This window comes from Bradyrhizobium sp. T-12, assembly GCF_058314695.1.
The window spans coordinates 5163424-5176592 of sequence record NZ_CM177756.1 but is presented as its reverse complement, the minus strand read 5'-3'; the positions used below and the strand labels follow the sequence as shown (position 1 = coordinate 5176592).

The following is a 13169-nucleotide window of genomic DNA, read 5'->3' as shown; positions in this document are numbered from 1 at the left end:
CTGGCATCAGCAGAGTTATGGGTTTTTTAGACCTTCCGCCCCAGGAACTTGGCTATCAAATTAACGTCAACTAGCGGGACGAGCAGCGGCCAGAACGTGATATGCTCGATCGCAAAAGTTTTTGACAATGCGTTCAGAATCTCATCTGCAAAATTGGGGTGCTCCCAACAGATTACGAAATCTGGATTGATCGTTGTGTTCTTTTGTAGCCAACGTCTTGATGTCAGGAATCTGCCAAGCCCCCAAGCTAGGCCACCTTCGCACGGGATTGAGCCAGCGACGATGCCGCCCGGCCGCAGGACACGCCGTAATTCAAGTAAGTACGGCTCAATTGGTTGGATATGTTCGAGGGAAGAGAAGGACAGGATTACATCGAAGCTATTGTCCGTGAAAGGCAGCGATGCCGTCTTATCAACAAGCTGAGAGGCGAATGGAATATTCTTTGCCTCAAGTCGTTCACTCGCCATTTCGAGATAGCTGCTGTTCACGTCAACGCCGGTAAAGTGCGCGGGCTTTCCGTTCCAAAAAACCATGTGCTCGAGCGCGGCGGGACCGATTTCAAGTACTCGTTTTCCAGTGAGATCGACGTCGCGCATGATTTCATACCCAGCGCGGTTGACCACGATACCGACGCCCGTTCTTTGGGTTGCTCCATAGAACTCGACACTCTGCTTTTGCCAATCAATCCACATAGGGTTTGCCGGGTCAATAACCCTTCCAAATCGCTCGCGGTCGCCAAATAGGCGTGACCCAATCCAGTACGGCAACTGGCGAGCAAACGCGCGGTAGGTCTGAGGAGATGTGTTCGACATAGGTAAATGCTAGCACAACCCTGAAGCACTATTCCACTACTCGGTGCCGGGCTTATGCCCGACGCCTTGGAGCGCCGCGTCCCGTAGCCACTACCCCGCTGGTAAATATCCGTCATGTCAGACGGATTGCGGATTGAACTCGCGCAGGCAGTTAACGTGATGCCGACGTTCGCCTCAGGTGACCTGCCACTGAACTTTCATCCGGCGGCGGTTAGAGCCTCGGGGTCTTGTACGCCAAGTGGCGCGGGTGGAGCAACGGACGATCGGCGAAGCTGGTCGGGGTTGCGTAGCCGATCGTCCGTTGCGGTGAGGTGAGCGGCATAGGCCGCGGGGGTGAGGTATTTCAGCGACGAGTGAGGCCGCTGGAGATTGTAGTCGGCAACCCAGTTGGCGATCTTGGCGCGGGCGTCGTCGAGATCGAAGAACAGGGTCTCGTTGAGCAGTTCGTCGCGCATCCGGCCGTTGAAACTCTCGACGAAGCCGTTCTGCATCGGCTTTCCCGGTGCGATGAAGTGCCAGTCGATGGCTGTGTCCTTGCACCAGGCGAGCATGGCGTTGCAGGTGAACTCGGTGCCATGGTCGGACACGATCATTCCTGGCTTGCCGCGTCGCTCGACGATCGCCGTCAGTTCGCGGGCCACGCGCCGCCCCGAGATCGATGTGTCCGGAATGGCGCCCAGACAATCCTTGGTGACGTCGTCGACAATGTTGAGGATGCGGAAGCGCCGGCCGTTGGCGAACTGGTCGTGGACGAAATCCAGTGACCAGCGCGCGTTGGGCCTCGCCTCGACCAGGATCGGGGCACGGGTCCCCACAGCCTTGCGGCGAGCCCGCCGCTTGCGGACGGTGAGCCCTTCCTCACGATAAAGCCGGTAGATCCGATTGATCCCCGACGGCTCGCCCTCCCGGCGCAGCAAGACAAACAGCCGGCGGTAGCCAAAACGTCGCCGCTCGTTGGCGAGGTCACGCAGTCGGCCACGGAGAGTCGCGTCCGGAGGACGGCTGGAGCGATAGCGGATCATCTTCCGATCTGCGCCCACGATCGAGCAGGCCCGCCGTTCCGACAGGCTCATGACAGCCTGCAGATGCGCGACCGCAGCGCGCTTGGCGGCGGGCCCTACCATTTTTTTGAAAGGAGCTCGCGAAGCGCGGCCGCATCGAGCATCTGCTCGGCGAGAAGCTTCTTCAGCTTCGCGTTCTCCTCCTCCAATGCCCGAAGCCGCTTCGCCTCGGAGACATCCATGCCGCCGAATTTGGCCTTCCAGTTGTAGATTGTCGCTTCGGAGATCCCGTGCTTGCGAGCCAGGTCGGCCGTCTTCGCCCCGGCCTCATGCTCCTTCAACACCGCGATAATCTGCTCTTCCGTGAACCTTGCTCGCTTCATTTGTCCGTCCTTCGTCAGGCCGAACTCTACTCCTTCTGGAGGAAATACTCAGTGGCAGGTCACAGGTTGGAAGGAAGGCTTCGACCCACTACATCGGTCTTTTCGAACAGTTAGCTGCAGCCTCATTGCGCCTTGTTGCGGTGGAGGCCCTAAAAACCGCAGCCAGGGAGGGTTCCGCCCAGTTGCTTGCTGCAGCCGTCATTGGGGGCCGCGTCGATCTCGATAGCATCGCCACCTCAATCGGCGAGCTGCCAGATCGTGATCGGACCAGATAGAACACGCCAAAGAAAAGCGAGAGGGGGGCCGGGACGTATGGTGAGGGGATGTTCTAGAAATCCAATTGAACCACGTGCTTCTTTACCACCTTGCATTCTGGGGCGGAAACACTCACGAGGGAAGAAGGCCTGTTGTTGCCGAATGGAGGTTTAGCCCTCGATTGAAAGGCTAACCCCGTAGTGCTTTTCGGTCTGCCGCAGCCAGCTTTCCAGACACAACAGCATCCACATTCGGTGGGTGGCAATCTCATCAAGCGGTCGAATATGGCGCCGCCAGGATCTCAGATAAGACTCAACGGCCTGTTCCGCATAGTCTTCTGCGAAAATGCGTGCCAGCCGCGACTCGGGTCCGCACAGCCGGGTGCGCAGCCATCCAGAGAGTGGCCCGCGAAGCCATACGGAGAGCGGCGTTGGAAAACCGCGTTTTGGCATTTTGAAAATTGCCATCGGCAGCACGGATCGTGCCGCCTGCTTGATGATGGCCTTGAGTACACCTCCGTGCAGCTTCGCCGTTTCAGATATGCTTAGCGATAAGGCGACCATCTCATGGTCGAGAAACGGCGTGCGCGCTTCAAGTGCATGCGCCATCGATATCTTGTCCTCTACAACAAGCAGGCCAGGCAGATACACACGAAGATAGGTCAGCAGAATGCGTTGATATATCGACAATGCAGACTCGGTGATTTCGTCGAGCCACGGCGCTTTACGAGACGACGCGACAGCGGCGGCCGCTGATGTCCCGAGAATACGTGATTGTTCGCGCTCATTGAACAGCACGGGTAGAACGCCCCCGTCCGACCGGCGCTGCATCTGCTTTATCCCGAAATAAGCGAGGTGCGGCAGTTCTGATAGACGTAGGGAACGCAGCGAAGAGCCACGTAGGCCTGTATCCATTATCTTGGCAAGTTTAAAGATTGGGTAGCCGGAGAAAAGTTCATCGCCGCCGTGGCCGGTAAGAATGACCTTGCGGTCGCGCGATGCTTCCTTGGCAACCATGAACTGTGAGAATGCGCCGATTCCCATGCGCGGTTCGTCGAGCGCGAGGATCACGTCATCGAAGTGCGTTGCGAAATCGTTCGCCGAAATATCAATCTTACTGAGCGGAATGCCGACATGCTTTGCGACCTCATCTGCTCCGGCAGACTCGTCATACCAAGGACCATCCAGAAATCGTCCGGTAAACGCAAGCGGTGGTTGACTCAAATGTCGAGTAGCTTCCGCGCTCACCATTGAGCTGTCGAAACCGGAACTGAGATAGCACGCGACCGGCACGTCACTCATTAAGTGCCGATCGACCGCGCGTGTGAAGGCCAATTGGAATGCACCAACGGCATTTGGGAAATCTGTTATCCCCGTTTGTAGCAGCTCCGGCCGCCAGTAGGGTTCGACCCGGATTTTCCCGTCACTGTATTCGAGATATTGGCCGGGGGGGACCATTTTAATTCCAGCGAACAGTGTGCAATCGCCAATAGTGTTCTGATAAGTCAGATATTGACCGAGCCCCTGGGCATCGATGCTCCAGCGAGAACGGCCAGATGCAGCGAGAATGGCCTTGATTTCGGAGGCGAAATGGAACGCGCCGCTTGCGCTGTCATGCCAGTAGTAGACGGGCTTGATGCCCAGCCGGTCGCGAACGACGAACAGCTTTTTCGCGGCAGTGTCCCAGAGGCCATAAGCAAACATTCCGTTGAGCCTGCTAAAGGACGCAACTCCGTCGGCTCGGTAGGCATGTAGAACAACTTCGCTGTCACTCCGAGATTGGAAGCGCGCACCCTGCGATTCCAGCGATGCGCGTAGGTCGTTATAGTTGTAGATTTCTCCATTCACAACCGCTGTCAGCGTGCCGTCCTGAGTGCTCATGGGTTGGTGCCCGTCTTTCGACAGATCGACGATCGCGAGTCGCTTGTGACCTAGTGCCACGAGGTCGCTTTGCCAGAGTCCTTCATCATCGGGCCCGCGATGCGCGAGGCGCTCGAGCATTGCCCTCACGCGGTGCTTGTTGTTATTCGCGCCGACACATCCACAAATGCCACACATCAACGGTCCTTCTTTGCTTCGATATCCTTTAGGCGAGCGTTCATACGATTCAAAAGCGTATAGAGCTCTTCATAGTTCCGCTTGTTTTGCTGAGAGGCGAAGTAAAACGCGATGAAGACCATCGAGAGGACAAGTGAACTGACGGTCAGCGAAACGGTCAGCTGGCCGTCGATCAAAGTTTGCCGAAGCGCGTGATATATCTTCGCCATATCGAATACACCGGGCGAAAAGATAACGCTGTAGATGAATGAATATGTCAGCAGCAAAAGCCCGACGACAGTCGTAAAGGCAAGGCTCAGCATCGGAATGTTTAGGATCGCGCCCGGTCGCAGTACATAATTGTAAGAAAGATGCGAGGCGATCGTTCCGGACATGGAGATGAAAGGGATGTAATCCAGTAGGCGCGTCTTGCGCTTGCGGCCTCGGTCTCGATCGCGCCACTTCAAATCGGCGGGAATCTCGACGACACGAAGGCCAAAAAGCTCGGCCTTCTGAATGATCTCTAGATGCAGGTCCTTGCCGTCGTTGATGAGTTCGAGCTGATCGAGTACCTCACGGGTGAATCCGCGCACCACGCAGGTCACGGTCTGGTATTTTCCCCTGAGACCGGCGCTGAGAACACGGTTGCCCCAGCGAGACAACAGCGCCCGTGAGGCGGGGACATTGCTGACGCTTCCTTCGGAGTGATAGGCAGAGGCCAGTGTAATGTCTGCCTGTCCCCGACGCAGGGGCTCCAGCAGGCGTGCAATGTGTTCCGGCGCGTAGGACAGATCTGCATCGAGGCAGATGGTATAGCGTCCGTGGCTAGCCTCGAAGCCGGTGCGTATGGCGCGGCCGCGGCCCCGGTTTCCGTTGTGACGAAGACACCGGAGGATCGGATCGGTTTTGGCACGTTCGTCGAGCAGCTGTCCCATTGTATCGGTGGAGCCGTCATCCACAACGATAAGTTCATAGGCGGTGTCCGGGAGATGGCTTTCCATCCACCTTTCAACTTCTTCGACGTTTCGCAGGATGATCGCAGATTCGTTGTAGGCTGGAATGATCAGGCTTAACTCGACGTTGCTAGGTGCGATAGAATTCATCATGCGATCTCGTATCGAAGGCCGGTTCGCCATATAGGCGTGCGGGTGCCTGATTGGCGCTCAATTTCGATTCAGGCGGGCGGGTCCGGTAGAAGTACCGCTGACGGCCGCGCGGGACGAGCCGAAAATGCAATATGAAGTCGTTGATACCCGTTCACGGCGCTCGCTGCAATGCTGAAAACCCTGCTGAAGTCAAGCAATTAGCTCCAACAAATCGCGAAAACCCCCTTCCCAGCCGTAGTCGTCGGACAGGGTGTGCGGGTGCCAGTTGAGGCTGCCTGCACCACCAACTGCGCGCATCTCATCGATCCAGTAACGGATGGCATGTCGCCGCTCAACAGCGTCGATGGTCTGATAATCGTAGAAGTGAGAGTCCATAGCTATCATCGGTAACGCAACGATCGACAGCGGGGCGCCCACCGCCATATTCCAAGGGTGAAAGCGAAGGGCCGCGCCGTTCCTGAAGGCGGGCCTGTCGTTGAAGCCAAGGGTTGTGTCGAGGGCCAGACCGGCGTCGGATTGCGCGCGCCACGTACGCTTCCAGGAAAATCTCAGCCAGTGCTGGCGGCAACGGGTCACCGTGAGCCCGCAAGCTTCTGCGACTTTGAGCTTTTCCCGCCGGATGGTGTCGGAGTCTTCAGAACTGTGAAACGAAGGATGGACGCCGATATGCCAGCCTCCGTCCAGCAGTTTGCGCCATTCTTCGCGCAACTCCGGAGCCGTGGCGTCGTAAGCCGGATCGAGCAGCATGCGCATGGGCGAACGTCTTCGCAGCCCGGGCGGGCCGCCGTAGACGTGAAACGTGCTGCGTACGCCAGCGTCCATTTCCATGTGGCGCATGCGCTCGATCATGCGATAAGAGGGCGTCGTCGCAAGAAAGCGGGTCGCGTGGATCGCCGTCGTCCCGGCCCCGCGCCAGTCCCCCGATAGTGCCCGCCGGGCAGCGTTAAAGCCGATAAATGCAGATTGCTTCAGTCTGATCTCGGGGGTCTTGCGGACGGCATCGACGTCGTGGGTGAGATCGATCTCGAATGCCGGCAGCGGACCGAATAGTTCCTCCTCAGGCCGGGCAGCGTGCCGCGCCGCGAGCTTGCGAAGAATAAGCATGTGTCGATTGACCCATGCGCGCTCGAACAGCCTGGGATCGCCAACCCCTGTGGATCCGCTGTACGAGGTTTGAGAATCGAATCCTTCCTGTGCTCCCGATAAGAAGAAAAATGCTGCCGCAAACCAGTTGCAGCGTTCAAACGCGGAGCCAGTACCCTCAGAGATCGCAGACCGGTCCACAAGCAACCCTGAAGCCCCATTGGGAGCTGCCTGGGCAGCCCAGGGCGGGAGCTCGACGAACTGGCAGTTTCGCGTCGCCGTCCATCGCACAGAGGGTTGCGGGAGGGCTGCAAGTTGAGCGGCGCCCTTAGCACCGGGCCAGTAGCGCTGGCCACATGCGATGATCCAGTCGCGCGCGCCGGCAGGGCCAGAAGGATTGCTGGCTGGCACAGCTATTGCCGGTCCTGAATTCATACGGGTGTGCTCGTCCCCTAGCGAGTGTAATCGTGAAAGGCCGCGCTGACGGCCAGATCGTTTCGTTTCCGGCCCAAGAATCTCCAGCTTAAGGCTAGTTGCATCCCAGAGAAACGGTCGTCTATAGCTAAAATTGCTGCTGGCCTACTGTTTTTATCTGCACGACAACTGGTCGACAGGCAGCACATGTCGGCGTAAGAGCGGCTTGCCAAAGACGATCCGAGGTTCATGAGCCGGTTGATCCCGCCTCCAAACCAACTGATCTCAGTCGAAAAGCTGGTGTCGGCCTGCTCGAGCGCCCCTGAGGCACCAGGCGCGGTAAGTGGGTCGGGCGGGTCATGAATCCGACTATCAGCAATGGACCGCTCAGCAGATGATGCAACCGTCTAAGCGTGTGTGATACTTGTCGCCGTTGTAGCATTTCTGTTCACAGCAGCATTTGTGATCTCTGGAGCAGCCGCATACATTAATCTGAAGCTCATGGTTGCAGTCGTCGTGGTTCAACCGTTGAGCGCGCTTTCTGCCGTCTTCATTGCTTGGCGCTTGTTGTTACTTGCCGGAACGTTAGCGCGATTCATGTCTTTAAAGCTAAGTGCCTGGCCGCGGCGTTCCAGTTGTTTGTACGGGGCGGATATCAGAATTTATCAAACCTCTCTATTTGATGGAGCGTGACAAGATCCCCGCGGCGGATGCTTTTGCGGCGGTTGTCGTCGAACGATTAGCTGATGTCGTTATTGTTGCCATCGCAATCGTGCTTACGGCTTACCAGGCGGGCAGCGGGTCGTTTGAAGGTGTGCGGCTGTCCGTCGCGTTGCTGCTGCTCTCCGTGTGTGGATCGACACTCATGGCCCTCGCCAAGCCTGAATGGGTGCGCGGACTTATCCAGCTTCTACCGTTTGAAAAGATCAAAGTTGCGATAATGCGGCTCTTAGATCAATGTCGGGAAAATCTCTTGCCGCGAATGCTGTTTCCCGCTTTGGCGTTGGGCATCTCAGCATGGTTCTTTTCGTTCCTGACGACGTATGCGTTCCTCGTGTTGGCAGCCGATCGGCCTATTAGCTTGACCCAAGGTCTCATTGTCTTCATGGCGAGTACCGTTGGCCTAACCCTCAGCATCGCACCCGCCAGCGCCGGTACATTCGAGGTAACTGTTGTGGTGGCATTGAAATATTGCGGATTTTCCGTCGGCGAGGCGCCGGCGCTGTCCATTGGTATGCGGATCGCATCGCAAGCTCTATCAACCTCGATCGGAGTATGCGTGCTAGCAAGGGAAAAGATCGGTTTAAAATCGTTCGCCGGCAAGGCGATCGCCTATATTCGCGAAACCTCGGCTAATGGTGGCCGGCTCAACGGCGGGTGAGCGCGACGATTGCCGGTTCATCTACAAGAATGGCGCGCAAGTCGCGAACGACCTTTTCCGCTAAAGAGCGATCGAACCGTCCCGACACCGGCAGATTGATGATCTCGCGCGACAGTGCGCTTGATACCGGAAATGGTCCTTGATCGGCACAGTTCGCGCGGTAAGAGCCCATCTCAGGTACGGAATACTCGATGATCTCGCCGAGTTGAACGCCGCGAGCAAGTGCCTTGCTTATGACTCTCTGCTTGTTGGCGACGCGGGCTGCGATATGGGAGAAACTTGAGCCTACCGGCGCATCGATCCAATTTAAGGCGGGCATATCCGCAAGGCGTTCACGATAGAACGCAGCGTGCTTGCGGCGGCATTCGATGAAGCTTTCTAGGCGACTCGACTGTATGGAGCCAACGCGCGCCTCCACAGACGTCATGCCGATCAGATAGTCGTCGGGCATGTCAATCACGCTTTCATCGTAATAGCGCGTGAAGCGGTTCAGTAATCCGCTTCGCCACAGCCACTCCGTCAGGCTGAAGACTGGCGGCAGAAATGCCGCATAAAGCGTCATCAAGTAGAGTGCGCGGGCCACCGCCTTCGGGGCACCGGGGGCCCTGATCGAACGATCGCGCTCCGCGACAAGTCGAGCGGCGAGCTTGGCGTCATCGGTCGTGACCATGCCGCCGAAGATGGAGGTCATCATCTTGCTAGCATTCAGCGCAAACAGGGCTGCCTGACCCGCGGTGTGGACCGGCTTTCCATTCCATTCCGCGATGAACGAATGCGCGCAATCCTGAATGATGAGAAGGCGCGGATGCCGGTGCTGAATCTCCGCAAGTCTGTCGAGGTCGACCGGGTTCCCGAAAATCGAAGTTGCGATCATGGCAGTTGTATCCGGTCTTATTGCAGCTTCCGCGCGCTCCAAGTTCATGTTGGCATCAAAGCCGGCATCGACAAAGATCGGCTTGTTGCCGCTGAGAACGATGGCATGCGGCACGACAACGCAGGTGTAGGCAGGGCAGATGACCGTTGAATTTCGCAGCCCCAAAGCTTTGAGAAGCAGCAGAAGGCCAGTTCGGCCATAAGGAAATGCAACCGCAAAGTTCTGTCTCACTGTCCGGGCAAAATCCGCTTCGAAAGTTGCGAGATCATTCTCAGAGCCGCGTCGGAAGATTGCGCCAAGTTCGGCCGCACCAAGAGTGGGTCTGAAGCGTGGGATCACTTCGTATCGTCCCCGATTTGCCAGTAACCACTGCTTGCCATGTGTATTGCCCTAAATGGCTGGGAAGCTGAGATGCGCTTAAAGCTGACGGTCCCTGAAATATCATCGTCGATAGACAACTCGGACCCCAGGCTGATCGTTCGGCGGTTGCGCAGCGGCGCGGCTTTTTTTCCCGTGATCAAGCGACGCACCAGCATTCGCTTGACGATCTCAAGGAGTGCCCGGCTACGAAACAGGCTCAGGCACAGCAATCTCAGCACGATCATCTTGAACGGTGTCTGCTGTTCCGAGATTGCAGCAACGAAGCTGCTCTGTATCACCAGCTTGTCCCCTATCAGATCAACATTGTTAGAGCGGTCAGCTGCCTGCGTCGTGAACACCCGACCCCCGATTTCGGCTGCGACGCCGGTATCGACAAGAGATCTTGCCGCTTTGTCTTTTCGAAAATGATAGACGAGGCCCCCCTTCATCGTTGACACTACAGTGTAGTGCTCCGGGCCGTTGTCGATAATCAAGCCGGAATCAGGAAACGTCTTTCGCCAGTAATTCTTGCAGCGCCATGGAAGCGTGGCGGACGATTGGGATATCGTTGCGGTCGGTGCACATAGCGCGCGGCAGTAGGCATTAAACATCGGTGCTAGGTTGGAGTCATCCATTGTCGACAACACCGGCACGGCCCGGGTTTCGATGCTGTTAAGTGCAAAATCCGCCAGCGCCCCTGCGGCCGGGAAACTGCTGGAAAGGATTTCTAGCCCTGCAGGATAAATAAAACGCGTATTCCTGCTACCGTAGAATCCGCCAAACGAACCATCTGGATGGGCAGCGTAGGCAAGGAATTGCAACGAGCGTCCGATGGCAGAATCAAGTTCTGCGCTGGGCCGGCGCTGATGGATGTCGGCGAGATAGCTCAACCCCAGCGTCTCGTATCCCGGATCTGCTCCATCGTACTCCATGAACCAGCCTTCGCCGGACTGGTGCCGCAAGATAGTGGCGACGATCTCGGATGTCCGACGCGCTGCCGCGGCATCGCCCAACTCTGCCCATCTCGACAGTGCCGCCGCGGCGGTTGCGAGATGATTAGAGATGATGGCGTGACTTTCGTCGCATTTCATGAGAAAGGCGATCATGGGAGCGACAATGCCGCGCCACTTTGCCTGGGTGGCCGTGTCGATATGGTGCTCAAGCGCGTCGGTCGCGCACAGGATGTCGAAAGCGACCAATGCCGTTACACAGAATGACTTCTCATTAGGGAAAGCTTCGACAAGACTGCCATCGCTGGCGCATTGTTTGCCGGCTGCTTCGATAGCCGTATCGATGCGTGCGATGATTGAAGCTCGATCGATTTTCCAAGGAAGCCTGTTTGACGCCGCAAGCAAGGCGAGGCCGTGAACCATGCCTTGTGGCGTCGCGTTTGCGTAGTCGATTAGCTTCCAGGACCAGTAAAGCCGGTCACCGAAGCCGCGGGTTGCGCTAATGCCATCGACGTCGAACAGTGCGAGGACCCGCGGCAGGACGGCGTTGACTTCACGCGTATACGCGTCTCGCACAGAGATCGAACCGTTTCCCGATGTCTGCGGCAGTGGGGTTTCCAACATTGTCATCGATACGGAAGGATTGTTAATGTTGCAAGAAGGGCAGATATCTTGTCCTGCGCAACCCAAAAGCGAAGTTCTGCAGTCGGCTCTCGCCCGAGCGCATTGACTCACAGGACGAGCATCGGCAGCACACAATTCGCCGTAGAAACAGCTATTGCATTGTCAAATCCGTGTCTACCAGGCCAACCGGAGAAATCCAGAGGTTGGTTCCTAAGGGGGGCGGTTCGCTTCGTCCTGAGTTACGGTCACGCCAAGAGGGGCAATTGAGTTTCCCAGAGGGCATGATATACATTAGGTATGCCAGTGCGCCCGTGAATTCGGTACCCTTGATTTGGAGGTTCCGATCCCGGTTTGGCCCTACATGCATTGCCACGGATCGGGTGCAGGGTGTCTAGAAGAATAATGACTATCGTTGGTGCGAGGCCGCAGTTCGTAAAGGCTGCGATGGTGAGCCGTGCGTTCGCTAACCGACCGGAGCTCGAGGAAATCATCGTTCATACTGGACAGCATTTCGACAGCAACATGTCGGACGTGTTTTTTCAAGAACTGGAAATTCCTGCTCCCAGGTACAATTTGGGGATCGGCGGCGGCTCTCACGGAGAAAATACAGGTCGCGCTTTGGAGGCCGTGGAAAAGGTGATCCAGGTTGAAAAGCCTGGGCTCGTATTGGTCTACGGCGATACTGACTCGACGCTCGCCGGTGCGCTGGCTGCGGCGAAACTTTGTATTCCCGTTGCGCACGTGGAGGCCGGATTGCGATCGTTCAATCGCAGGATGCCGGAAGAGATCAATCGGGTCGTCACCGATCATGTTTCGACAGTTCTGTTCGCCCCGTCGCAGACGGCTGTCTACAATTTGGCGCATGAGGGCGTCGATGACGCCAAAGTCCACTTTGCGGGTGACGTCATGTTTGATGCGGTCAGACTATTTTCGGAAGTTGCTGCTCGGCGGTCGCGCATTTTGGATGAGCTCGCACTGAGATCGAAGGAGTATGTCCTGGTGACGGTTCATCGGAAGGAAAATACCGATGATCATGTGCGTTTGAAAAGCATCGTGGATGGGCTGAATCAATGCGAGAGTTCTGTGGTTCTGCCGCTTCATCCCCGCACACAAAAGAGACTGACGGAAGTCGGTCTCCGCCTCAACCCCGGCATTCGGGTCATCGAGCCGTTAGGCTACCTTGATATGCAATGGCTGGAGCACAATGCTAGAATGATTGCGACGGACAGCGGTGGGGTTCAGAAGGAGGCTTACTTCCACGGCGTACCCTGCTTGACGCTCCGGGATGAGACCGAATGGGTTGAACTGATCGAAGGCGGATTCAATCGCCTTGTGGGGGCCGATGCAGCTAAGATCGCGGCGGGATTGCGTGAGGGCGCGCCACCCGCACTGCCTTCCAACATCTTCGGGATGGGCGACGCGGCCGAGACGATCGCTAGCGCGTTAGCGCGCGTTGTCTAGAACGAAATTAGGCGTTTCCGAGCCGACGATCTGCAATCGGTCCTCGCGCATCCACACGCGCAACGCATTTGCTGGCTACGGTTCATGCGCGATTCGTGATCCGCGAGTAGTCGCGATAGAAAATGTCGGCGCTAATGTGGCGTGCGCAGCATTGAGCAGGTGTCGAATCTCTTTGCCCCTCAGCGATATCAGTTCGTCGGGGGGCTGCTCGCTTCGGAAAGGTACGAATCGTACTGTCGGTCAGGCTCGAAAATACTCTGGAATCGCCACCCTGGGCCAAAGTCTCACTGGTCGTGCATCATCCTTTTCGCATTTTGACGAACGAGTTGGTGCAAACAGATGGGTGCCTGATACCGTCACCAAAGACAAATCAGGTTTTGTCTCAATACAATGGCGCCGATTCCGCTTTCCAGTTAGGATATTTCCGAC

The 13169-nt window shown here is 56.9% G+C and carries 9 protein-coding genes; 2 read left to right on the top strand and 7 right to left on the bottom strand.

The annotated features are described in order from the left end of the window. Positions 1-26: 26 nt before the first annotated feature. The 5 genes from AC0WRY_RS24670 to AC0WRY_RS24650 form a co-directional block, all read right to left on the bottom strand. The gene (locus AC0WRY_RS24670; RefSeq protein ID WP_491121425.1) at positions 27-812 is read right to left on the bottom strand and encodes a class I SAM-dependent methyltransferase; all 786 of its coding nucleotides are present in this window, start codon (positions 810-812) and stop codon (positions 27-29) included. Positions 813-1009: 197 nt separating this feature from the next. Further along, positions 1010-2196, bottom strand: a protein-coding gene (locus AC0WRY_RS24665; protein ID WP_491121423.1) for an IS3 family transposase whose coding sequence is annotated in 2 segments (ribosomal slippage) — positions 1010-1944 and positions 1944-2196 — 1188 coding nt in all. Because the reading frame shifts where the segments join, the coding sequence is not laid out codon by codon here. 425 nt (positions 2197-2621) lie between these two features. Continuing rightward, positions 2622-4451 carry an asparagine synthase (glutamine-hydrolyzing) gene (asnB, locus tag AC0WRY_RS24660; protein ID WP_491121421.1) on the bottom strand — a complete coding sequence of 610 codons (1830 nt, stop codon included), beginning with the start codon at positions 4449-4451 and terminating at the stop codon, positions 2622-2624. A gap of 56 nt (positions 4452-4507) precedes the next feature. Next, positions 4508-5593 (bottom strand): glycosyltransferase family 2 protein, encoded by a 1086-nt coding sequence (locus tag AC0WRY_RS24655; RefSeq protein WP_491121419.1) that lies wholly within the window; start codon positions 5591-5593, stop codon positions 4508-4510. Positions 5594-5782: 189 nt separating this feature from the next. Beyond that, positions 5783-6697, bottom strand: coding sequence for a polysaccharide deacetylase family protein (locus AC0WRY_RS24650; protein WP_491121417.1), 915 nt, complete (start codon positions 6695-6697; stop codon positions 5783-5785). Positions 6698-7772: 1075 nt separating this feature from the next. Here AC0WRY_RS24650 and AC0WRY_RS24645 point away from each other — a divergent pair. After that, the gene (locus AC0WRY_RS24645) at positions 7773-8471 is read left to right on the top strand and encodes a lysylphosphatidylglycerol synthase domain-containing protein (protein ID WP_491121415.1); all 699 of its coding nucleotides are present in this window, start codon (positions 7773-7775) and stop codon (positions 8469-8471) included. Here the strand turns inward: AC0WRY_RS24645 and AC0WRY_RS24640 are convergent. Both AC0WRY_RS24640 and AC0WRY_RS24635 read right to left on the bottom strand, forming a co-directional pair. After that, positions 8458-9684, bottom strand: a complete 1227-nt coding sequence (locus AC0WRY_RS24640) for a DegT/DnrJ/EryC1/StrS family aminotransferase (RefSeq protein WP_491121413.1) — start codon at positions 9682-9684, stop codon at positions 8458-8460. The genes AC0WRY_RS24645 and AC0WRY_RS24640 overlap by 14 nt on opposite strands. Then, on the bottom strand, positions 9681-11279 hold the full coding sequence (locus tag AC0WRY_RS24635; protein WP_491121411.1) for a hypothetical protein: 1599 nt from the start codon (positions 11277-11279) through the stop codon (positions 9681-9683). The genes AC0WRY_RS24640 and AC0WRY_RS24635 overlap by 4 nt, the downstream gene beginning before the upstream one ends. A gap of 402 nt (positions 11280-11681) precedes the next feature. Here AC0WRY_RS24635 and wecB point away from each other — a divergent pair, with 402 nt between their 5' ends. Further along, a complete protein-coding gene (gene wecB, locus AC0WRY_RS24630) occupies positions 11682-12740 on the top strand; it encodes a non-hydrolyzing UDP-N-acetylglucosamine 2-epimerase (RefSeq protein ID WP_491121409.1) in 1059 nt (352 codons plus the stop codon). The last annotated feature ends 429 nt before the right edge of the window (positions 12741-13169 follow it).